The organism is Paractinoplanes ovalisporus (assembly GCF_016834655.1).
Classification (GTDB): Bacteria; Actinomycetota; Actinomycetes; order Mycobacteriales; family Micromonosporaceae; genus Actinoplanes; species Actinoplanes ovalisporus.
The window spans coordinates 270,362-291,344 of sequence record NZ_JAENHP010000005.1 but is presented as its reverse complement, the minus strand read 5'-3'; the positions used below and the strand labels follow the sequence as shown (position 1 = coordinate 291,344).

Genomic DNA, 20,983 nt, shown 5'->3' with positions numbered 1-20,983 from the left:
CAGCGAAAGGTTTAAATTGCCTCAGACTTCTACGACGGTCGGCACGATCATGGGCCGGCGACGATAGGCGTCGTTGACCCAGCGACCGACCGTACGCCGCACGACCTGCTGCAACTGGTGCGTGTCGGTGATGCCGTCCTCGGCCGAGCGGTGCAGCGCGGCGGTCAGCAGAGGGATCACCGGGTTGAACGCGTCCGGGTCCTCGCTGAAGCCCTTGGCCGAGATGTTCGGCTCGCCGACGACCTTGCCGGTCACCGAGTCGATCACCACGGTGGCCGAGATGAAGCCGCCGTCGCCCAGGATGCGCCGCTCGGTCAGCAGCGACTCGCTGACGTCACCGACCGCGAGGCCGTCGACGTAGACGTACCGGTTCTGCACCCGGCCGACGTGCCGGGCGTGACCCTCGACCAGGTCGACGACGTCGCCGTCCTCGCAGAGCACCACCCGGTCGGGCGCGACCCCGGTCTCGACGCCGAGCTGGGCGTGGGCGCGCAGGTGCCGCCACTCGCCGTGCACCGGCATGAGGTTGCTCGGGCGTACGACGTTGAGCAGGTAGCGCAACTCACCGGCCGGGGCGTGACCCGAGACGTGCACCTTGGCCGTCTCTTTGTGCACGACCGTGGCGCCGGCCCGGGACAGCCGGTTGATCACCCGGTAGACCGAGGTCTCGTTGCCCGGCACCAGCGAGCTGGCCAGCACGACCGTGTCGCCGGGGGCGATGGTGATGTGCCGGTGGTCGCCGGTGGCCATGCGGCCCAGCGCGCTCATCGGCTCGCCCTGCGACCCGGTCGACATGAAGACGATCTCGTCGCCCGGCATGTTGGTCGCCTCGTCGAGGTTGACCAGCAGGCCGTCCGGGATGTTCAGCAGGCCCAGGTCACGGGCGATGCCCATGTTGCGCACCATCGAGCGGCCGATCAGCGCGACCTTGCGGTCGTACTCCCAGGCGGCGTCCATGACCTGCTGCACGCGGTGCACGTGGGAGGCGAAGCTGGCCACGATGATGCGGCCGCGGGCCTTGCCGAAGATCGAGCTGAGCACCGGGCCGATGTCACGCTCGGGCGCCACGAAGCCGGGCACCTCGGCGTTGGTCGAGTCGGAGAGCAGCAGGTCGACACCCTCGGCGCCGAGCCGGGCGAAACCGGCCAGGTCGGTGATGCGGCCGTCGAGCGGCACCTGGTCCATCTTGAAGTCACCGGTGTGCAGGATCAGCCCGGCCGGCGTGCGCACCGCGACCGCGAGCGCGTCGGGGATGGAGTGGTTGACCGCGAAGAACTCGCACTCGAACGGTCCGAGACGCTCGGTCTGCCCCTCGCGCACGGTCAACGTGTACGGGTCGAGGCGGCGCTCGGCCAGCTTGGCCTCGACCAGCGCCAGCGTGAACTCCGAGCCGACCAGCGGGATGTCCGCCTTGTGGGCGAGCAGGTAGGGCACCGCGCCGATGTGGTCCTCGTGGCCGTGCGTGAGCACGATCGCCTGGACGTCGTCGAGCCGGTCGAGGATCGGCGAGAAGTCGGGCAGGATCAGGTCGACGCCGGGCTGCTCGACGTCGGGGAACAGCACCCCGCAGTCGATGACGAGCAGCTTCCCGTCGAACTCGAGCACGGTCATGTTGCGGCCGATGGCACCGAGGCCGCCCATCGGGATGACGCGCAGGGCGCCCTCGGGCAGCGGCGGGGGCGGATCGAGCTCCGCGTGGGCTTGACTCATTCGCTTCTATCTGTCTTTCGTCGTGTGGCCGGTCTCGCCCGTCACAGGGAGATGCCGGCTGCGGCGGCGTCCTGGCGCAGTTGGTCGAGTTCGGCACCGGTCGCGTCGACCAGCGGCGACCGGACCGGACCGGCCGGGCGGCCCTGAGCGTTCAGGCCCGCCTTGACCAGCATGGTGCCCGGGACCCGGAAGATGCCGGTGAACAGCGGCAAAGCCTGCCGGTGCAGGGTCAGGGCGGCGGCGTTGTCACCGCGCTCGAAGGCCTCGATCATGTCTTTGGCCAGGACACCGGTGAAATGGGTGGAGGTGCCGACCAGGCCGGCCCCGCCGATCGACAGCAGCGGCAGCGTGGCCGCGTCGTCGCCGGAGTAATAGGCCAGACCGGTGCGGCTGAGCACCCAGGAACTGGCGACGAAGTCGCCCTTGGCGTCCTTGACCGCCACGATGCGATCGTGCTCGGCGATGCGGCACATCGTCTCGGTGGCGATCGCCGTGCCGGCGCGGTGCGGGATGTCGTAGACCATCACCGGCAGACCGACCGCGTCCGCCACGGTGAGGAAATGCCTGGCCACGCCCGACTGCGGCGGCTTGTTGTAATAAGGCGTCACGACCAGCAGGCCGTGCGCGCCCGCCTTCTCCGCGGCGTGGGCCAGCTCGATGGTGTGTGCGGTGTTGTTGGTGCCCACACCCGCGACGACCTGAGCCCGGTCACCCACCGCCTCGACCACGGCGCGCAGCAGGGTGTCCTTCTCCGCGTCGGTGGTGGTCGGCGACTCACCGGTGGTGCCGCTGACGACGAGCGCGTCGTTGCGCTGCTCGTCCACGAGGTAGGTGGCCAGTTTCGCCGCGCCCTCGACGTCGAGGGAGCCGTCCGGGGCGAACGGGGTGACCATGGCGGTCAGCAGCCGTCCGAAGGGTCGCGGGTCGTGCGTCATACCCACAACCTATAGGACGACCCGGTCAGACGTAGAGCGCGGTGAACGGGGCCCAGGGCAGGTTGCGCAGCACGCTCCAGACCGCCCACACGGCGACAAACGTGATCAGGACGGCCGGGCTCAGATTGAGCTGCGGCAGGTTCCATTTGAAGAGGCGCTTCGCGGCCCAGGCGACGTAGAGGTAGAGCAGGAACGGGACCGCGAAGGTGAACAGGGCGTGGTGGCGGGCGGCGGCCGGGACGTCGCCGTGCAGCAGGAACCAGGCCGCGCGGGTGCCGCCGCAGCCCGGGCAGACGAAGCCGGTGGTGTATTTCAGCAGGCAGGTGGGTGCGTCGCCGGCGCCCGCCTCGGCCGGGTGGGTCGCCAGCGTGTAGCCGACCGCGCCACCCATGCAGACCAGCAACGCCACCGGGGCGGCCCAGATCGGCGACCTGGTCCAGATCTTCTGGACGAACCGGGTCACCCGGTCGGGCTCGCGGGCGGCCCGCTGCTGCGCGTAGTACGCCAGCCACTCGGGCGGGACCGGCGGCCCCTGAACCGGCTGGTCGTCAAGCCACGGTCGCGAGGTGGCGGCGGTCATGACCGTCACGGTACACCGGCCCGGCTCACTGCCACTCCCCCAAGATCACCGTCGCTCCAGCGCGCGCCCGAGCGCCGTCGCCGCCCGCGCTCAAGCACCGCCCCCGCTGATCGTGCTCGACCACCGCCCGCGCTGATCGTGCTCGACCACCCGCCTGCGCTGATCGTGCTCAAACGCCGGCCCCATCCGCGGCGATCGTTTTGAGGGCGGCGGCCAGCGGGCCGGCCAGGTCGCCCCGCTCCGGCAGCGTGACCTCGGTCAGGCCCAGCCACGCGGCCAGGCGGTGCAGCTCGGTGGCCAAGGCGGCGGCCGTCTCCTCCTGGTCGGCCTCGGGCTCGAGCCACGCGGCCGGGATCAGCAGGCGGCCCGTCTTGCGGTCGGCCTTGAGATCGACCCGGGCCGCCAACTGGTCGCCGAGCAGGAACGGCAGCACGTAATAGCCGTAGAGCCGCTGGGCGGCGGGCACGTAGATCTCGATGCGGTAGTTCATGCCGAACAGCCGCTCGGTGCGCCCGCGCTCCCAGATCAGCGGATCGAACGGGCTGACCAGGGTGGCCGCCCGCACCCAGCGCGGCACCTTCGCCTCGTGGTGCAGATAGGTCGGTTGCTTCCAGCCCGGGACGCTCACCGGCAGCAGCACCCGATCGTCGACCAGCTCGGCCACGGCCTGCTTGAAGCCGTCGACCGGAAGGCGGAAATAGTCGCGCAGCTCGGGCTCGGCGGCCACGCCCAGGGCCCGGGCCGAGAGCTCGACCAGGGCCCGGAAGGCGTCGGCCGGGGCCGGGGTCGGCGCGTTGAGCACGGCCTGGGGCAGCACCCGCTCGGGCAGGTCGTAACGCCGGGCGAACGACGTGGTGCGCTCGGCCGCGGTCACCTGGCCCGTGTAGAACAGCCACTCGAGCGCCTGCTTGACCGCCGACCAGTTCCAGCCCCAGTTGTCTTTCTGGCGGGGCTCGTCGTGCTCGATCTCGGCCGCCGTGATCGGCCCGCGGTCACGCACCACGCCGAGCACCCGCTCGACCAGCTCGGGCTGTTCCCGAGCCACCCGGCGCATGCCGCCCCAGGCCAGCTCGGCCGCGCGTTCCATGCGCCAGCGGAACAGCGGCTGCAGGTCGGTGGTGATCAGCGACGCCTCGTGACCCCAGAACTCGAACAGGTCGCGGGGCTTGCGGTAGGCCGCACGCTCGAGCAGCTCGACCGGGTAGGGCCCGAGACGGCTGTAGAGCGGCATGAAGTGGGCACGCTGCAGGACGTTGACCGAGTCCATCTGGATCAGGTGGACGCGGCGCAGCACCCGCCGGAGGTGGCGCAGATCGGTCGCGCCGCCCGGCTTGGGGTCGGCGAAACCCTGCGCGGCCAGCGTCACCCGGCGGGCCTGCGCGACGGAGAGAGAGTCTGGGAGAGCCATCGGCGAGCACGTTAGAGCAGGGGTACGACAAAATCGCCGGATGACCGAGATCAGGCGGATCACCGAGGCCGACTACGACGAGGTGGCGGCCTTGCACGTGCGGACCTGGCAGGTCGCGTACGAGGGAATTGTCCCGGCCGACGTGCTGGCCGCGCTCGACCCGGCCGCCTTCGCCGCGCGCCGCCGCAGCGACCCGCACCCCGGCGCCGAGACCCTGATCGCGGTGGACGAGGGCCGCGTCGCCGGCTTCGTCACCTTCGGACCCGACCGCAACGATCCCGGCGAGGGCGAGCTGTACGCCGTCTATGTGCACCCATACCACTGGGGACGCGGCACCGGCCGCCGGCTGGTCGAGGCGGCGCGGGCCGGGCTGACCGCGGGCGGCTACCCGAGCATGCGGTTGTGGGTGCTCGAGGAGAACCACGCGGCGCGAAGCTTCTACGAGCGGGTCGGCCTCGCGTGGGACGGCACCCGGCAGACGTGGTCGCCGCGAGGCTCGACGGTCGAACTGCCCGAACTGCGCTACGCGACCGCTCTGTAGGCTCCCCGCATGGCAATCGGCTTCGTCCGTCCCGCCCGTCCCGAGGACGCCGCGGAGATCGCCCGCATCCAGCTGGCCACGTGGCGCTCGGCGTACCGGCGCATGTTCCCCGCCCATGTGCTCGCGAACCTCGACGAGGCGTACCTGGGAAGGGGTTGGACCGAGGCCATCGAACGCCCGCCCTCCGACCGGCACCGGGTGCTGGTCTCGGTCGAGCAGAGCGAGTCGGCGACCCAGACGGTCGGGTTCGCCGCGTTCGGCCCGGCCGACGAGCAGGCCCTGGCGCCCGAGGAGCCGCCGCTGCCCGACACGGTGGCCGCGATCACCGATCTGCTGGTCGAGCCGCGCTGGGGCCGCCGCGGTCACGGCAGCCGGCTGCTGTCGGCGGCGGTCGCCCATTGGCGTGACGACCATTTCACGTACGCGGTGGCCTGGGCCTATGAGCAGGACAAGGCGATGCAGAAGTTCCTGGGCTCGGCCGGCTGGGAGCCCGACGGCGCCGGGCGCGCGCTCGACGTGGACGACATGCTCGTCCCCCAGCTGCGGCTGCACGTGGCGCTGAGCGGAGAATAGACGCGTGACCACGCCGACCTTCGTCTACGACGGCGACTGCTCGTTCTGCACGACCTGCGCCGAGTTCATCGAGACGCGCATCCCGACCCACGCCCGGGTGATCCCGTGGCAGTTCGCCGACCTCGAGTCGCTGGGCCTCACGGTCGAGGAGTGCGAGGAAGCCGTGCAGTGGGTCGGCGCCGACGGCACAACGGCGGCCGGCCCCGACGCGATCGCCCTGATGCTGAACGACGCGGGCCGCGCGTGGCAGCTGGCGGGCGGCGCGCTGCAGTTCGGCCCGATCCGCTTGGCGGCGTGGCCGGCCTACCGCTGGATCTCCGGCCACCGCCACCTGCTGCCCGGGGGCACCGCGGCGTGCTCGCTCCCCCAGGCCCAGCGCGACCTGCTCTACGGGAAGGACGCCTGAGGCCGGCCCTCTCGCCGGCCGACAACGCTTGCTGGCCGGCGCTGCTTGCCGGTCGGCGCTGCTAGCCCGTCGGCGCTGCTAGCCCGTCGGCGCTGCTAGCCCGTCGGCGCTGCTAGCCCGTCGGCGCCGGTTTTGTCGGCTCGGGTGTGGCCCGGGAGCGGCCCAGCCGCCGGCGCACCCGCTCGATCGGACGCACCCGCTCCAGCGCCAGGAAGCTCGCCATCGCGACCAGGTGCGGCGCGAACGAGATGGTGATCATCGAGAACGTCATCACGTGGAACGAGTAGAAGAAGGCCACGCCCATCCAGCGGAAACGCTGCGGGATGACGAAGATCAGCGGGCTCAGCAGCTCGAACAGGATGATGCCGGCCTGGGCCGCGATGAGCAGCCCGGGCACGACGGCGATGTGGTCGGCCAGCCAGGTGCCCCGCCGGATGATCGCCTGAGCCAGCACCGCACTGGTCAGCCAGTCGATGCCGCCGAACCGCAGCTTGGCCCACGCGGCCAGGAAGTAGGTGCAGATCACGGCGATCTGGGTGACCCGCAGGGCCCACCCCGCGGCCTCGGAGAGCGTCTTGTCGCCGAAACGCGCCTTCCCGATCGTCGGGAGCACCGCCAGCGCCACCAGCAGCCCGACCCGGTCGTGGTCGACCTTGCCGTAGCTCATCGCGATGACCATCCACTCCAGGTACAGCGCGAAGACGGCCCAGCCCAGGATGCGCGGCGCCCGGCCGGTGGCGGCGGCCAGTGAGAGCACGATCAGCGCCCAGAACACCGCCCAGACCAGCAGGTGGGTCGGCGTCGGCAGATGCAGGATCCGGCCGATGAGCAGCGGCTGGTAGAGGTCGCCGGGGGTGTTGGCGTGCGAGAGCACCCACGGGGTGAAGACCGTCAGGTCGAGGGCCACAAAGACGTAGACCAGCGTGCGGAAGGCGGCGATCCGCCCGAGCGGCACCGGCGCGAACAGCCACTTCATGGGCGCGTCCATTCCGCCACGACCTCGTCGCGCCAGGTGCCGGTGGGTCGGGCGTGCTCGATGCCGTGCCAGCGGATCACGATGCGGACCGTACGCAGCGGCGAAGCGCCCGGGGTGTGTTCCGCGTACGCCTCGGCCACCTGCCCCAGGCGGGCGGGCTCATCGACGTACGCCTGCTGCTGGCCCTCGATCTCGGCCCGGCGGATGCCGCTGTTGCCCTCGGTGATCGCGACCGTGTGCCCGTCGGCGTCGACGCCCTCGACCCGGGTGTCCCGCGCGTCGCCGTTCGGGTCGGGCGCCGTCGAATACATGCGGAAGGGCCCGAACGGGAAGTCGTCGTCGGTGCCCCACAGGGTGCCGGCGAGCAGCAGGACCCCGGCGATCAGGGTGGCGAGCACCCGGACCCGGCGGCCACGGACGGATAGCTGGTTCACAGCACGACAACCTAGCCGCAGTGGTCCAGCCGCCGCCGGGCCGCCTGTGGATAACCTCCGAATGTGGATAACCTCCCCGGCGCCCGCCAACGGCGTAGGCTCTGGGCCCGCCCCCGGTTGGGTGGGGTAGGCCTAGTTGGGACCCTAGGTCTGGCGGGAACGGGCGGGCCTGGTGGCGGGGCGGCGGGGCGGGAACTAGCCCTTGTCGGCGCCGGCGGAGGCGTCGCGGACGAAGTAGCGCTGGAAAATCACGAAGATGATGGCCACCGGGATGGTTGCCAGCAGGGCCGCGCCGAGCTTCAGCGGATACTGCGTGCCTGCCCCCAGCGAACCGCTGACCAGGTCGGCCAGCCCGCGCGGCAGCGTGAACAAGCCCGGGTCCTGCACCGAGACCAGCGTGTGCGGGAACTCGTTCCATGATCCGGTGAACGACAGGATGGTCAGCGTGATCAGCGCCGGCTTGGCCATCGGCAGCACCACCGACCAGAAAATCCGGAACGAGCCGGCCCCGTCGATGCGGGCCGCCTCCTCGACGCTGACCGGCACCGAGTCGAAGAACTGCTTCATCACGAAGATGCCGGTGGCGTCGGCCAGCAGCGGGACGATCAGCCCGGCGTAGCTGTTGTACATGCCGAGCTGGTTGAGCACCAGGAACTTCGGGATCAGCAGCACGACCGGGGGCACCGCCATCAGCGCCAGCAGGCCCGCGAAGAGCGCCCTGCGTCCGGGGAAGCGCAGCCGGGACAGCGCGTAGCCGGCCATCGAGGCGAACGCCACCCGCCCGATCGTCACCACGACCGTGACCAGCACCGAGTTTCCGAGCCAGGTGGGGAAGCCGGTGCCTTCGAAGATGCGTACGAGGGAATCGGTGACGAACGGTGACGGAATGGGCGAGAGCGGGTTGTCGGCCGCGTTCGCCTCGGTCTTGAACGAGTTCGCGATCTGGATGACGAACGGATAGAGGAAGACCAGCGCGAAAAAGATCAAGATCGCATAACCCAGGAACCGCGAGGCCAGCGTACGGATCACAAGTCACGCTCCCAGGAGAGCCACCACAGCAACTGGGGCAGTCGGATCACGAGTCACGCTCCCGGGTGATGCGCCGCTGCAGCAGCGTGAGCAGCACGATGATCAGGAACAGCACGAACGAGATGGCCGCCCCGGAGCCGTAGTCGAAGTCGCGGAACGCCGTCCGGTAGGACAGGAACGCGGGAGTCAGCGTGGTCTTGGCCGGGTTGCCCTGGCTCATCACGTAGATCTGGTCGAAGACCTGCCACGTGCCGATCAGCCCGAGCGTCACCACCAGGAACGTGGTCGGGCGCAGCTGCGGGAGGATCACGTGGCGCAGCAGCTGCCACCGGTTGGCGCCGTCGATGCGGCCGGCCTCCTCGAGCTGCACCGGCACGTTCTGCAGGGCGGCCAGGAACATCACCATGAACGTGCCCGAGGTGGTCCAGACGACCAGCGAGATGATCGCGCACATGGCCACGCTGGGCCCGGAGAGCCAGTCCCACCACGACAGGCCGAAGACCCCATGATCAACCAGCGGCGAAGGAGAAGACACTCCGAACTTGGACAGGACGATGTGGAGGAGCCCGCGCGGGTCGGAGAACCACTGCGGCCCCTCGATGCCGAAGACGGCCAGGATCGCGTTGATCGCCCCGCCGTTGGCGAACATGAACAGGAAGACCACGCTGATCGCCACCGAGCTGGTCACGGACGGGAAGTAGAACGCCGTACGGAAGAAGCCTTTGCCCTTGAGCAGCCGGTTGTTGACGATCAGGGCCAGCCCGAGCGCGAGCACGGTCTGGATCGGCACCACGAAGAACACGTAGTAGGCGTTGTTGCGGATGCTGGTCATGAAGTCCTGGCGGGCCAGCCCCTCGTCGGTGAACAGCCGGGTGTAGTTGTCCAGCCCGGCGAAGGGCACGTCGCCGGTGAACGGGCTGCCCTGGCCGTTCCACCGCGTGAGGCTGACCCACAGCGCCATCAGGATCGGCAGCAGCATGAACAGGCCGAGGATGAGCACGGCGGGGGCGACGAACAGCCAGCCGGCCGGCTGCTCGTTGCCGCGGATGCCTTTCCTGGAGAACAAGGTCAGCCCCCGAGGGCCGTCTTGGCGTTCTTGTCGAAGCGCTGCAGCACCGTCGCCGGGCGGCCGTTCTGCAGACCCTGCAGGCCGGCGTCGAGGTCGGCGAGGACGCTGTCCATCTTGGGCGCGTTCACCGGACCCTGGGCGTACTGCGCGCCGGCCACGAACGCGGCGTCGTCCGGGTTCTGCTGCTGGTAGGTGGCCTGCGCGTCCTGCCGCGAGGGCATCACACCGAACGACTTGCTGAAGCTGAGCTGCTGGTCGGCCGTGGTCATGGCCTGCACGAAGGCGACCGCCTGCTGCTTGAACTTGCTCTTGGCGGCGACGCCCCAGCACTGGGTGAAGCTGAGCGTGCCCTTGCCCTTGGGCCCGGCCGGCAGCTCCTTGACCGTGTACTTGATGGTCGGGAAGTCGGCGCTCAGGGCGCCCTTGATCCAGTTGCCCTCGATCGCCATGGCGGCTTTGCCCTTGCCGAACGCCTCGCCGGCCCAGCCCGCGTCGAGCGCCTTCGGATACTTGGCCAGGCCGTCCTTGAGCAGGGACTGCACATAGGTGAGGGCTTCGACGTTCGGCGGGGTGTCACCGGTGGCCTGCTTGCCGTCGGCGCTCACCCAGTAGCCGCCGGCCTGCACGAGGAAGGCGCCGATGCGGTCCCGGGTGTCGCCGATGGCCAGCGGGGTGATGCCCTTGGCCTTGATCTTCTCGGACGTGGAGCGCAGCTGGTCCCAGGTCGTCGGGATGTCGGCGTCGGTCAGTCCGGCCTTCGTCCACAGGTCGGTGTTGATCTGCAGGGCCAGGGTCGAGGTGTCCTTGGGAACGCAGTAGACCTTTCCCTCGTACGTGAAGCTCTGCCGCAGGTTGGGCAGGAACGCGTCCACCCCTTGCATGTCCTGCGCGTAGGGCTCGAGGGCGCCCACGCTCGCGTAGTCGGCGAAGCGGGCGGCGTCCACATAGAAGACGTCCGGTGGCGTGCTGCCCGCCAGGGCCTGGCCGAGCTGCTGCACGATGTCCTGCGCCGGGATCACCTCGGCCTTGTTGCCGCTGCTGGTCGCCCACTGGGCGGTGGCGTCGCGCACGGCCTTGGTCTCGGCGTCACCGGACGACGCGATCATGATTTTGAGGTCGGCCGGCCCGGAGCTCGACTGGCTGGTGCCTGATCCGTTGTCGTCGAAGCCGCTGCCGCAGGCGCTGGTGGCGATGAGGACGGCGGCGAGGGTGGCGCCGCAGAGTTTGCTTCTCATGGGTGTCTCCAGGGGAGTCAGGCCGTCTGGCGGACGACCAGGGACGGAGGGAGCAGGACAGTCGTCGGGAACGACGGCGCGCGGCCGTCGAGGAGCTCGCCGAGCAGGCCCATGCAGCGGGCGGCGGCCTCGGCGAGCGGCTGGCTGACACTGGTCAGCCCGATCGCGCCGGCCACGGCGGTGTCGTCGAACCCGACCACCGCGCAGTCCCGGCCGGTCTCGCGGGCGGCCTGGAGGGCGCCGAGGGCGAGGGAGTCGCTGGCGCAGACGAGAGCGGTCGGCGGATCGTCGCTCCGGAGAAGGGATGATGCCGCCGCGGCGCCGGGCTCGACCCCGTCCACCGTGGCGGCCGACGGGCCCCACGGGCCCAGGACCCGGTGCCAGCCCTCGCGCCGGGCGTCGCCGACCCCGGAACCGGCCGGCCAGCCGAGGAACCCGATCCGGCGGTGACCGGCCGCGAGCAGGTGTTCGGTGGCGGCGGCGGTGCCGGCCGCGTTGTCGATGTCGACCCAGGAGTGGGTGTCGGGCGCGCCCCACGGCCGGCCGAAGGTCACGAACGGCACGTCGCGGGCCGCGAGCCACGACGTACGGGGATCTCCGTGGTGTGTGCTGGTCAGGACGAAGGCGTCCAGGTCGTACGCGGAAAGCAGCTCGTCGTAGGTGGCGATCTCGGCGTCGTCACCGTCGGCGGTGTAGAGCATCACGCGATAGCCCGCGAGCCCGGCGGCGTCGGTGAGGCCGTGCAGGAAGCGGTCGAGCACCGAGCCGTTGATGCCGTCGCGGGCGGGCTCGATGCGGACGGCGATGAGCCGGGACCGGCCGGTACGCATCTGCCGCGCGGCCTGGTTGACCCGGTAGCCGAGCGCGGTGATCGCCTCGCGGACACGCTCGCGGGTCTCCTCGCGCACCACATCCGGCGTGTTGATCACGTTGGACACTGTCTGGCGCGAGACACCGGCCCGGCGGGCCACCGTCGCGATCGTCACCTTTTCCACCGAAGTGAGGCCTCTCTAGGTCTTGAACGATCAAATTCTGATAGGGCAGGATTGGATCGATCAAGTTACGGGGTTGTTTCGCACTTTGCCTGCACCCCGGCACGCTGTCAACCCGGGAGTTTCTCTTGCCTCTCCAGCCTCTTCTGCACGATCTGGTGCCCACCCTCGCCGCGCCGACCTCGGCGCTCTCCGGGCCCGACGGTCAGATCCGGGCCGCCGGGGTGCAGGGGGTGTTCCACGCCGACCGGCGGGTGCTGTCGCTGGCCGTGCTGCGTCTCGACGGCCACGAGCCCGAGCCGATCGGGCACGCGCAGGCCGGGCCGGGTGCCACGCGGTTCGTTTCGCTCGCCCGCCGGCTCGGCAATCCGGGTCCCGATCCGACGGTCCGGGTCGACCGCCTTCGCCGGGTCCGCCCTGGTGGCCTCGAGGAGGAGATCACGATTTTTTCCACCGCCGACGCCCCCGTCACGACCACTCTCACGATCGAGACCGCCTCCGATCTCGCGCCGATCGAGGCAGTCAAATCCGGGAGCATATCGGCCAGGAAAGACAATTTTCCCGTACGCCTGGAAGGCGACCTCAACCGCACGATCACGATCCCGCCCGGCGAGTCGGTGGTCCTGCGCTGGTCACTGCAGGTCGACGATCCACACGCCGTCATGTTCCCCGGCCCCCGCGGCTCCTTCTCCCGCCCCACGGTGACCGGCCCCGACCGCCGGCTGTCCCGCCTGCTCGACCAGTCCCTGGACGACCTGGCCGCCCTGCGCCTCACCACCGCGATCGACGACGGCGACACGTTCCTGGGCGCGGGCGTCCCCTGGTATCTCACGCTGTTCGGCCGGGACAGCCTGTGGGCCGCCCGCATGATGCTGCCCCTCGGCACCGACCTGGCCCTGGGCACGCTGCGGGTGCTGGCCCGCCGTCAGGGCACCAGGGTCGACCCCGCGACCGGCGAGGCCCCCGGCAAGATCATGCACGAGCTGCGGCGCTCGGACGTCGACGTCGAGGGGCGGCTGCCCGCCGTCTACTACGGCACGATCGACGCCACCCTGCTCTGGATCAGCCTGCTGCACGACGCCTGGCGCTGGGGGCACGACCCGGCCGAGGTCGAGGCGCTGCTGCCCGCGCTCGAAGCGGCGCTGGGCTGGCTCGCCGACCACGCCGACCCCGACGGCGACGGCTTCCTCGAATACCTCGACCCGACCGGCCGCGGCCTGGCCAACCAGGGCTGGAAGGACTCGCACGACGCGGTCCGCTTCCACGACGGCCGCCTCGCCGACCCGCCGATCGCGCTGGCCGAGGTGCAGGGGTACGCCTTCCGGGCCGCCCTCGACGGCGCCGCCCTGCTCGACGCGTTCGGCCGTCCCGGTGGCGACCGCTGGCGGCAATATGCCGACGACCTCGCGGCCCGGTTCCGGGGCGCGTTCTGGGTCGACGGCGGTCGCTACCCGGCGCTCGCGCTCGACCGTGACAAGCACCCGGTCGACTCGCTGACCAGCAACATCGGCCATCTGCTGGGCACCGGCATGCTGACCGGCGACGAGGAGGCCCGGGTCGCCGCGGCGCTCGGCTCCGAGGGCATGTCAGGCGGCTACGGCCTGCGCACGATGTCGGCCGACGACGGCGGGTTCGCGCCTTTGTCATACCACTGCGGCTCGGTCTGGGCCCACGACACCGCGATCGTGGCGGCCGGGCTGGCCCGGGGCGGTTTCGCGGCCGAGGCCGGGCGCCTGGTCGACGGCCTGTTGAGCGCGGGCGAGGCGTTCGGGTTCCGGCTTCCCGAGCTGTACGCGGGGGACGCGCGCGCCGAGATCAGCCGGCCCATGCCGTACCCGGCCTCGTGTCACCCGCAGGCGTGGGCGGCCGCCGCCGCGGTGCTGATCGTCCAGTCGCTGCTGGGCCTCGACCCCGACGTGCCCAACGGCGTGGTCCGCCTCCGCCCGCTCCCCGACGCCCCCACCGTCACCGGCCTGATCATCGCCGGCCGGCCGGTGTCGTTCGAGGGCGGCAAGCTCACCGGCCTGCCCGAGGGGTTGTCAGTCGAGGAACGAGTCCAAGCCGACGGTTAGACCGGGACGCTCGAGGATCTTGCGTACGCCGAGCAGGACGCCGGGCATGAAAGACACCCGGTCGAGGGAGTCGTGGCGGATCGTCAGCGTCTCGCCGAGCGACCCGAACAACACCTCCTGGTGGGCGACCAGACCCGACGCCCGTACGGAATGAACGCGCACCCCGTCGATGTCGGCACCCCGCGCCCCGTCGACCTCTTCCTTGGTCGCGTCGGGCATCGGGCCGAGACCCGCCTCGGCCCGGGCCTGCGCGATCAGCTTGGCCGTGTGGGTCGAGGTGCCGCTGGGCGCGTCCAGCTTGCGCGGGTGGTGCTGCTCGATGACCTCGACCGACTCGAAATACCGCGCGGCCCGGGTCGCGAACTGCATCATCAGCACCGCGCCGAGCCCGAAGTTGGGGGCGATCAGCACGCCCACCCCGGGGTTGGCGTCGAGCCAGCCGCGAACCTGGTCGAGACGCTCCCCGGTGAAGCCGGTGGTGCCCACGACCATGTTGATGCCCTGGTCGATCGCCCAGTGCAGGTTGTCCATGACCACGTCGGGGGTGGTGAAGTCGACGAACACCTGGGCGCCGGCGTCGGACGCCTTGAACAGCTCGTCGCCCTGATCGATCATCGCGACGAGTTCCATGTCGCCGGCGGCGTCGACCGCCTTGCAGACCTCGAGGCCCATGCGGCCCCGGGCACCGAGAACGCCGACGCGGATCGAATCAGGTTGCTGAGTCACCCGGATAATTTATCGCAGCCTTGCGCCGCGCCCACCAGCGCTCGGCGAAGGCCACGACGGCGAACGTGCCCGCCACGTAGAGCCAGCCGACCAGCACGTCGATGATGTAGTGCTCGCCCGTGTAGACCAGGGTGAAGGTCATCGCCAGGGGGTAGGCCAGCAGCAACGGCCACCACCGCTTGCGCACCATCGGCAGGAAGAAGGCGACGGCCATCATCGCGTACGCGGTGTGCAGTGACGGCATCGCGGCGACCGGGTTGGACTGGTGCACCTGCAGGGCGTTCAGGGTGTTGCCGGCGCCGTGCAGGCCGATCACGTCGAGGCCGCGCGAGGAGAACCTCTCGACGTGATCGCTCAGATAGCCGTACTGGGAGGCCCACCACGGCGGGGCCGCCGGGTAGAGGAAGTAGGTGATCAGGCCGGCCATGCTGAGCGTGATCCACCGGCGCATGAACCGGTAGGACAAGCCACGGTTGCGCACCCACAGCACCACGGCCACCGTCGGCACGGCCAGGAAGTGCGAGATGTACACCAGGGTGGTGATCACTTCCCACCACGGAACCGCCTTGGTGTAGAGGTGCTCCTGCAACCAGACCGTCGGGATCTTGTCGTCGGTGAGCCATCCGAACATGGCCACGTCCGCGTCGATCAGCGGATAGACGTGCGGCTTGAACAGTTCGTCGGCCGCGCCCCGGGACACGTTGTAGAAGACCAGCAGCAGTACGACCGGACCCCAGTCGCGCAGGAACAGCAGGTGCTCCCGCCAGGGCAGATAGTTGCGCCAGGCGATCGTGGCCAGCCACAACCAGCCGAAGGCGGTCATCGGGTCGCTGGTCGGCACCCCGACCAGCCACACGAAGACCGCGAAGGCCGCCGCCCACACCAGCATCCCGACGATCCGGCGTTTCCGCTGATCGGGCGTGATGGCGGGGGTGGGCGGCGGCGGAGTCTCCAGCGTGGTCACGGGCACCAAGGTTAGCGGTGGGGGCCGAACGCGGATTCGTCGAAGGGTCCGACCACGGCCAGCGACATCGGCTGGGCCAGCAGCTCGGTCGCGATCTCGTTCACCTCGTCGGGGGTCACGTCGTCGACCCGCCGCAGCAGTTCGTCGACCGACATGAGATCGCCGTACAGCAGCTCGGCCTTGGCCAGCCGGCTCATCCGCGAGCCGGTGTCCTCCAGGCCCAGCACGTACGAACCCTTGGCCATGCCCTTGCCGCGCGCGATCTCCTCGGCGCTGACGCCCTTGACCGCCACCCGTTCGAGCTCGGTGCGGACGAGGTCGAGGACCTCCTCCACCTTGCCCGGCGCGCAGCCCGCGTAGACGCCGAACAGGCCGGCATCGGCGTACTGGCTCGCGTACGAGTAGACCGAGTAGGCCAGGCCCCGCTTCTCGCGGATCTCCTGGAACAGCCGGCTCGACATCCCGCCGCCGAGCAGGTTGTTGAGCACGCCCAGGGCGAACCGGCGCTCGTCGCGGCGACCGATCCCGACCCCGCCCAGCACCAGGTGGCCCTGTTCGGTGTCGCGGTTGCGGACGACGGTGTGCGGCTTCTGGGTGGGCACCCGCTTCGATCCCGTACGGGGTCCGGCCGGCGCCGCCGGAGCGGAGTCGAGCGCCGTGCCCGCCAGCGCCTTGCGCACGAGCCGGACGACCGTGGCGTGGTCGAGGTTGCCCGCGGCCGCGATCACGATGTTCGGGGCGGTGTAGCGCCGCCGGTAGAACCCGTTGATCTGGTTCCGGGTCATCGGGGTGATCGATTCCTCGGTCCCCGAGATCAGCCGGCCCAACGGGTGCGTCCCGAAGATCGCCTCGGTGAAGACGTCGTGCACCTCGTCACCGGGCTCGTCCTCGTGCATCGCGATCTCTTCGAGGATCACGCCACGCTCGGTCTCCACGTCGGCCGGTTCGATGATCGAGTCGGCCACCGCGTCGCAGAGCACGTCGACCGCGAGCGGCAGGTCGGCGTCGAGCACCCGCGCGTAGTAGCAGGTGTACTCCTTCGTGGTGAAGGCGTTGGTCTCGCCGCCCACGGCCTCGATCTCGGACGAGATCTCCAGCGCGGTGCGTTTGTGCGTGCCCTTGAAGAGCAGGTGCTCGAGGAAGTGCGACGCGCCGGACATGCCGGGCGTCTCGTCGCGCGAGCCGATGCCCACCCACACACCGAGGGCGGCGCTGCGGGTGGTCGGGATGGCCTCGGTGACGATGCGCAGCCCGGAAGGCAGGACGGTGCGCTTGGCGCCGTCCGAGAGGGTCCTGGTAGAAACGCGGGCCGGCTTGGCAGCCGACCCGCGGTCACTCGTTGTCACTGGTGATTAGTCGCGACGCTCGCCACCGCGGTCACCGCGGTCACCGCTCGGGCGGGACCGGCGACGGCGGGGCTCGCCACCACCCTCGCCACGGTCACCCCGCGGCTCACGCGGCGGACGGCCACCCTCGGAGGAACCGCCCTCCGCGGCGGCCGGGGCCTCCGCGCCCTCGGGGCGGACCTTGTCGAGGTAGATCTTGCCGCGGGCGTCGATGTCCGCGATGGACACCTCGACCTTGTCGCCGACGTTGAGGAAGTCCTCGACCTTCTCGACGCGCTTGCCGTCGCCGACCTTGCTGATGTGCAGCAGGCCGTCGCGGCCGGGCAGCAGCGAGATGAACGCGCCGAACGCGGCCGTCTTGACCACCGTGCCCAGGAACTTGTCGCCGACCTTGGGCAGCGTCGGGTTGGCGATCGCGTTGATCCGCTCGACCGCGGCCTCGGCCGACGGGCCGTTGGTGGCGCCGACGTAGATCGTGCCGTCGTCCTCGATCGAGATGTCGGCGCCGGTCTCGTCCTGGATCGCGTTGATCGTCTGACCCTTGGGGCCGATGACCATGCCGATCTTGTCGACCGGGATCTTCACCGAGGTGACGCGCGGGGCGTACTCCGACATCTCGGCCGGGGCGCTGATCGCCGCCTCCATCACGCCGAGGATCGTCGCGCGGGCGTCGTGGGCCTGCTGCAGGGCGCCGGCCAGCACGTCGGACGGGATGCCGTCGAGCTTGGTGTCCAGCTGCAGGGCGGTCACGAACTCGCTGGTGCCGGCGACCTTGAAGTCCATGTCGCCGAACGCGTCCTCCGCGCCCAGGATGTCGGTCAGCGCGACGTACTGGGTCTTGCCGTCGACCTCGTCCGAGATGAGGCCCATGGCGATGCCGGCGACGGGCGCCTTCAGCGGCACACCGGCGCTCAGCAGCGACAGGGTCGAGGCGCAGACCGAGCCCATCGACGTCGAGCCGTTGGAGCCCAGCGCCTCCGAGACCTGGCGGATCGCGTACGGGAATTCTTCGCGCGACGGCAGCACGGGCACCAGCGCCCGCTCGGCCAGCGCGCCGTGACCGATCTCGCGGCGCTTCGGCGAACCCACCCGGCCGGTCTCACCGGTCGAGTACGGCGGGAAGTTGTAGTTGTGCATGTAGCGCTTGGACTTCTCGGGCGCCAGGGTGTCGAGCGCCTGCTCCATGCGCAGCATGTTCAGCGTGCTGACGCCCAGGATCTGGGTCTCGCCCCGCTCGAACAGGGCCGAACCGTGCACGCGGGGCAGCACGCCGATCTGAGCGGTCAGCGGGCGGATGTCGCGCGGGCCGCGGCCGTCGATGCGGACCTGCTCACGCAGCACCCGCTGGCGCACCTCGCTCTTGGTGACCGAGCGGAAGGCGGCGCTGATCTCCTTCTCGCGACCCTCGAAACGCTCGTCGAGCAGGTCGTGGGCCTTGGCCTTGACCAGGTCGAGGGCCTCTTCGCGCTCCTGCTTGGCGGCGATCTTCAGTGCCTCGGCGGTCTCGGCGCGGACGGCCTCGGTGACGGCCGAGTAGACGTCGTCCTGGTACTCCAGGAACACCGGGAACTCGACGGCCGGCTTCGAGGCGACCTCGGCCAGCTCGCTCTGGGCGCGGCACAGCTCGCGGATGGCGGGCTTGGCGGCCTCGAGACCGCTCGCCACGACCTCCTCGGTCGGGGCGGTGGCGCCGGCGGCGATCAGCTTGACCGCGTTCGGGGTGGCCTCGGCCTCGACCATCATGATCGCGACGTCGCCGTCCTCCAGCGTGCGGCCCGCGACGACCATGTCGAAGGTGGCCCGCTCGAGCTCCTCGATGGTCGGGAAGGCGACCCACTGGCCGTCGATGTGCGCGACGCGGGTCGAGCCGATCGGGCCGCTGAACGGCAGGCCGGACAGCTTGGTCGACATCGAGGCGCCGTTCATGGCGACCACGTCGTACGGGTGGGCGGGGTCGAGCGCGAGGACGGTCTCGACGACCTGGACCTCGTTGCGCAGGCCCTTGGTGAACGACGGGCGCAGCGGCCGGTCGATCAGGCGGCAGGTGAGGATCGCGTCCTCGCTGGGACGGCCCTCGCGCCGGAAGAACGAGCCGGGGATGCGACCCGCGGCGTACATCCGCTCCTCGACGTCGACGGTCAGCGGGAAGAAGTCGAAGTGCTCCTTCGGCTGCTTGCTGGCCGTGGTCGCGGAGAGGACGACGGTCTCGCCCAGCTGGACGATGACCGATCCGGCGGCCTGCTTGGCGAGGCGGCCGGTGGAGAACGTGATCTCGCGGGTGCCGAACGAGCCGTTGTCGATGACGGCGGTGCGGAACTCGGTGCCGAGAGCGGTGTTCTGCTCTGTCATGTGGTGCGGTACTCCTTCGTCGAGGACCCGGCGGTCTGCACATCGCGGTTTTAGGCTGCCGGTCTTCGATCGAAGTGCCCAGGACGAGGGTCGTTCAGACCTCGCTCGATCGCGCTGGTCGGAAAACCTCTCGCATGGCCTGGGAACCACTACCGAGGACCGGTGGCTCGCCTCGGCATCACCGCGCGGGTCCGTGGGTGGTAAAGCTCGGGGGAGCGGCCAGGCGGCCACTCCCCCGTCAAGTCATCGGCGCAGGCCGAGGCGCTCGATGAGCGACCGGTAGCGCTGGATGTCCTTCTTCTGAACGTAGTTGAGCAGGCGGCGGCGGCGGCCGACCAGCAGCAGCAGACCACGACGGCTGTGGTGGTCGTGCTTGTGGGTCTTGAGGTGCTCGGTCAGGTCGGCGATCCGCTTGGTGAGCATCGCGACCTGGACCTCGGGCGACCCGGTGTCGCCGTCCTTCGCCTTGTACTCGTCGATGATCTTGGTCTTGGTCTCTTGATCGAGCGCCATGTTCTCCGTAATTCTGTGTTGCCGGTGAGAAGCGGTTTCTCCGCGGCCCGCGGCGTCGGGCAGGCAGGCGGGACCGGTCGCTGGACATCCAGCGTCACCTCAACCCTACCAGGGTGTCATCGAAGCAGCGCGCGGGTCTCTTCGACATCGGCGTTGATCTGGGCCACCAACGGCTCGATGGCGTCGTACGTCCGCTGTTCGCGCAGGTGGGCCACGAAGTCGAGGCTCACCCGCTCGCCGTAGAGGTCACCCGCGAAGTCGAGCACGTACGCCTCGACCCTCCGCTCGCGCCCCGAGAACGTGGGGTTGGTGCCGATCGACACGCTCGCGGGCAGGCGCGCGGCGTGCTCGCCCCCGCGGATCAGCCACGCCGCGTAGACGCCGTCGGCCGGCACCGCCGCATAGCGGTGCACCATCAGGTTGGCCGTCGGAAACCCGAGCTCGCGCCCCCGCTGGTCGCCGCGCACGACCACGCCGGCCAGGCGGTGCGGCCGCCCGAGAGCAGCAGCGGCGGCGCGCACGTCCCCCGCGTCGACACAGCTGCGGATGTACGTCGAGGAGAAGACCAGCCCGTCCTCGGTGACCAGCGGCGCATCTTCGACGGTGAAGCCGAACTGCACGCCCAGCCGCTCCAGCAGCGTCACGTCACCGGCGGCGCGGTGCCCGAAGCGGAAGTTGTCACCGACCACCACAACGGCCGCGTGCAGCGCCTCGACCAGCACGTCGTGCACGAACGCGTCGGGGCTGAGCTGCGAGAACGCCGGGGTGAAGGGCACCACGCAGAGCGCGTCGACACCCAGTTGCTCCATCAGTTCGGCCTTGCGCACCGGTTCGGTCAGCACGGCCGGGTGCGAGCCCGGGCGAACCACCTCGGCCGGGTGCGGGTCGAAGGTCATGACCACCGACTGCAGCCCCAGATCGTGGGCCCGCTTCACCGCGTGCCCGATGATCGCCTGGTGGCCGCGGTGCACGCCGTCGAAGACCCCGATCGTGACGACCGAGCGCCCCCACCCACCGGGCACAGCCTCGAATCCCCGCCACCGCTGCATGTTCACGCGCCTCCGTCAGCCCTTGCGTCCCGCACAGCGTATAGCCCGCCCCCTCGGCCGTTACATGCCGTTTGAG

General features: G+C 70.3%; 20 protein-coding genes. 4 read left to right on the top strand and 16 right to left on the bottom strand.

Going from position 1 to position 20,983, the window contains the following annotated elements:
• Positions 1-21: 21 nt before the first annotated feature.
• The 4 genes from JIG36_RS19235 to JIG36_RS19220 all read right to left on the bottom strand — a co-directional run bounded on the left by JIG36_RS19235 (position 22) and on the right by JIG36_RS19220 (position 4,633).
• Positions 22-1,710 carry a ribonuclease J gene (locus JIG36_RS19235; RefSeq protein WP_203377702.1) on the bottom strand — a complete coding sequence of 563 codons (1,689 nt, stop codon included), beginning with the start codon at positions 1,708-1,710 and terminating at the stop codon, positions 22-24.
• Positions 1,711-1,751: 41 nt separating this feature from the next.
• Positions 1,752-2,645: a 4-hydroxy-tetrahydrodipicolinate synthase gene (gene dapA / locus JIG36_RS19230; RefSeq protein WP_203377701.1), complete on the bottom strand. Its 894-nt coding sequence runs from the start codon at positions 2,643-2,645 to the stop codon at positions 1,752-1,754.
• Positions 2,646-2,670: 25 nt separating this feature from the next.
• A complete protein-coding gene (locus JIG36_RS19225; protein ID WP_203377700.1) occupies positions 2,671-3,225 on the bottom strand; it encodes a DUF2752 domain-containing protein in 555 nt (184 codons plus the stop codon).
• 169 nt (positions 3,226-3,394) lie between these two features.
• Positions 3,395-4,633 (bottom strand): winged helix-turn-helix domain-containing protein, encoded by a 1,239-nt coding sequence (locus JIG36_RS19220; protein WP_203377699.1) that lies wholly within the window; start codon positions 4,631-4,633, stop codon positions 3,395-3,397.
• A 40-nt stretch (positions 4,634-4,673) separates the two neighbouring features.
• On the opposite strand from JIG36_RS19220, the gene JIG36_RS19215 reads away from it, so the two are divergent.
• Genes JIG36_RS19215 through JIG36_RS19205 form a run of 3 tightly spaced genes read left to right on the top strand, consistent with a single transcriptional unit; the run spans position 4,674 to position 6,153 of the window.
• Positions 4,674-5,174 carry a GNAT family N-acetyltransferase gene (locus JIG36_RS19215; protein ID WP_203377698.1) on the top strand — a complete coding sequence of 167 codons (501 nt, stop codon included), beginning with the start codon at positions 4,674-4,676 and terminating at the stop codon, positions 5,172-5,174.
• A gap of 9 nt (positions 5,175-5,183) precedes the next feature.
• Positions 5,184-5,747 (top strand): GNAT family N-acetyltransferase, encoded by a 564-nt coding sequence (locus JIG36_RS19210; protein ID WP_203377697.1) that lies wholly within the window; start codon positions 5,184-5,186, stop codon positions 5,745-5,747.
• A 4-nt stretch (positions 5,748-5,751) separates the two neighbouring features.
• A complete protein-coding gene (locus JIG36_RS19205; RefSeq protein WP_203377696.1) occupies positions 5,752-6,153 on the top strand; it encodes a thiol-disulfide oxidoreductase DCC family protein in 402 nt (133 codons plus the stop codon).
• Between the two features lie 112 nt (positions 6,154-6,265).
• Here the strand turns inward: JIG36_RS19205 and JIG36_RS19200 are convergent, their stop codons facing one another.
• The 6 genes from JIG36_RS19200 to JIG36_RS19175 form a co-directional block, all read right to left on the bottom strand.
• Positions 6,266-7,129: an HTTM domain-containing protein gene (locus tag JIG36_RS19200; RefSeq protein WP_236047584.1), complete on the bottom strand. Its 864-nt coding sequence runs from the start codon at positions 7,127-7,129 to the stop codon at positions 6,266-6,268.
• Positions 7,126-7,563 carry a hypothetical protein gene (locus tag JIG36_RS19195; RefSeq protein ID WP_203377694.1) on the bottom strand — a complete coding sequence of 146 codons (438 nt, stop codon included), beginning with the start codon at positions 7,561-7,563 and terminating at the stop codon, positions 7,126-7,128. The genes JIG36_RS19200 and JIG36_RS19195 overlap by 4 nt, the downstream gene beginning before the upstream one ends.
• A gap of 195 nt (positions 7,564-7,758) precedes the next feature.
• On the bottom strand, positions 7,759-8,592 hold the full coding sequence (locus JIG36_RS19190; RefSeq protein WP_203377693.1) for a carbohydrate ABC transporter permease: 834 nt from the start codon (positions 8,590-8,592) through the stop codon (positions 7,759-7,761).
• A 46-nt stretch (positions 8,593-8,638) separates the two neighbouring features.
• On the bottom strand, positions 8,639-9,658 hold the full coding sequence (locus JIG36_RS19185) for a carbohydrate ABC transporter permease (RefSeq protein WP_203377692.1): 1,020 nt from the start codon (positions 9,656-9,658) through the stop codon (positions 8,639-8,641).
• A 2-nt stretch (positions 9,659-9,660) separates the two neighbouring features.
• On the bottom strand, positions 9,661-10,896 hold the full coding sequence (locus tag JIG36_RS19180; protein WP_203377691.1) for a sugar ABC transporter substrate-binding protein: 1,236 nt from the start codon (positions 10,894-10,896) through the stop codon (positions 9,661-9,663).
• Positions 10,897-10,913: 17 nt separating this feature from the next.
• Positions 10,914-11,882: a LacI family DNA-binding transcriptional regulator gene (locus tag JIG36_RS19175; protein WP_307872792.1), complete on the bottom strand. Its 969-nt coding sequence runs from the start codon at positions 11,880-11,882 to the stop codon at positions 10,914-10,916.
• Between the two features lie 134 nt (positions 11,883-12,016).
• On the opposite strand from JIG36_RS19175, the gene JIG36_RS19170 reads away from it, so the two are divergent.
• Entirely contained in the window at positions 12,017-13,960 is a 1,944-nt protein-coding gene (locus tag JIG36_RS19170; protein WP_236047582.1) for a glycogen debranching N-terminal domain-containing protein, read from the top strand.
• Here JIG36_RS19170 and dapB read toward each other — a convergent pair.
• The 6 genes from dapB to JIG36_RS19140 all read right to left on the bottom strand — a co-directional run bounded on the left by dapB (position 13,928) and on the right by JIG36_RS19140 (position 20,907).
• The gene (gene dapB / locus JIG36_RS19165) at positions 13,928-14,686 is read right to left on the bottom strand and encodes a 4-hydroxy-tetrahydrodipicolinate reductase (RefSeq protein WP_203377689.1); all 759 of its coding nucleotides are present in this window, start codon (positions 14,684-14,686) and stop codon (positions 13,928-13,930) included. The two genes, JIG36_RS19170 and dapB, sit on opposite strands and share 33 nt — an antisense overlap.
• A complete protein-coding gene (locus JIG36_RS19160; protein ID WP_203377867.1) occupies positions 14,670-15,575 on the bottom strand; it encodes a phosphatase PAP2 family protein in 906 nt (301 codons plus the stop codon). Before JIG36_RS19160 ends, dapB begins: the two co-directional genes overlap by 17 nt.
• Before the next feature lie 86 nt (positions 15,576-15,661).
• Positions 15,662-16,996: a M16 family metallopeptidase gene (locus JIG36_RS19155; RefSeq protein WP_203377688.1), complete on the bottom strand. Its 1,335-nt coding sequence runs from the start codon at positions 16,994-16,996 to the stop codon at positions 15,662-15,664.
• Positions 16,997-17,002: 6 nt separating this feature from the next.
• Entirely contained in the window at positions 17,003-19,345 is a 2,343-nt protein-coding gene (locus JIG36_RS19150) for a polyribonucleotide nucleotidyltransferase (protein ID WP_203377687.1), read from the bottom strand.
• Positions 19,346-19,588: 243 nt separating this feature from the next.
• A complete protein-coding gene (gene rpsO, locus JIG36_RS19145) occupies positions 19,589-19,858 on the bottom strand; it encodes a 30S ribosomal protein S15 (protein WP_133874895.1) in 270 nt (89 codons plus the stop codon).
• 116 nt (positions 19,859-19,974) lie between these two features.
• Positions 19,975-20,907, bottom strand: a complete 933-nt coding sequence (locus JIG36_RS19140; protein WP_203377686.1) for a bifunctional riboflavin kinase/FAD synthetase — start codon at positions 20,905-20,907, stop codon at positions 19,975-19,977.
• Between the last annotated feature and the right edge of the window lie 76 nt (positions 20,908-20,983).

Coding starts and splice junctions, on each gene's coding strand:
- JIG36_RS19235 (WP_203377702.1), bottom strand. CDS start 1,710: ATGAGTCAAGCCCACGCGGAGCTCGATCCGCCCCCGCCGCTGCCCGAG.
- dapA (WP_203377701.1), bottom strand. CDS start 2,645: ATGACGCACGACCCGCGACCCTTCGGACGGCTGCTGACCGCCATGGTC.
- JIG36_RS19225 (WP_203377700.1), bottom strand. CDS start 3,225: ATGACCGCCGCCACCTCGCGACCGTGGCTTGACGACCAGCCGGTTCAG.
- JIG36_RS19220 (WP_203377699.1), bottom strand. CDS start 4,633: ATGGCTCTCCCAGACTCTCTCTCCGTCGCGCAGGCCCGCCGGGTGACG.
- JIG36_RS19215 (WP_203377698.1), top strand. CDS start 4,674: ATGACCGAGATCAGGCGGATCACCGAGGCCGACTACGACGAGGTGGCG.
- JIG36_RS19210 (WP_203377697.1), top strand. CDS start 5,184: ATGGCAATCGGCTTCGTCCGTCCCGCCCGTCCCGAGGACGCCGCGGAG.
- JIG36_RS19200 (WP_236047584.1), bottom strand. CDS start 7,129: ATGAAGTGGCTGTTCGCGCCGGTGCCGCTCGGGCGGATCGCCGCCTTC.
- JIG36_RS19180 (WP_203377691.1), bottom strand. CDS start 10,896: ATGAGAAGCAAACTCTGCGGCGCCACCCTCGCCGCCGTCCTCATCGCC.
- JIG36_RS19160 (WP_203377867.1), bottom strand. CDS start 15,575: ATGCTGGTGTGGGCGGCGGCCTTCGCGGTCTTCGTGTGGCTGGTCGGG.
- JIG36_RS19150 (WP_203377687.1), bottom strand. CDS start 19,345: ATGACAGAGCAGAACACCGCTCTCGGCACCGAGTTCCGCACCGCCGTC.
- rpsO (WP_133874895.1), bottom strand. CDS start 19,858: ATGGCGCTCGATCAAGAGACCAAGACCAAGATCATCGACGAGTACAAG.
- JIG36_RS19140 (WP_203377686.1), bottom strand. CDS start 20,907: ATGCAGCGGTGGCGGGGATTCGAGGCTGTGCCCGGTGGGTGGGGGCGC.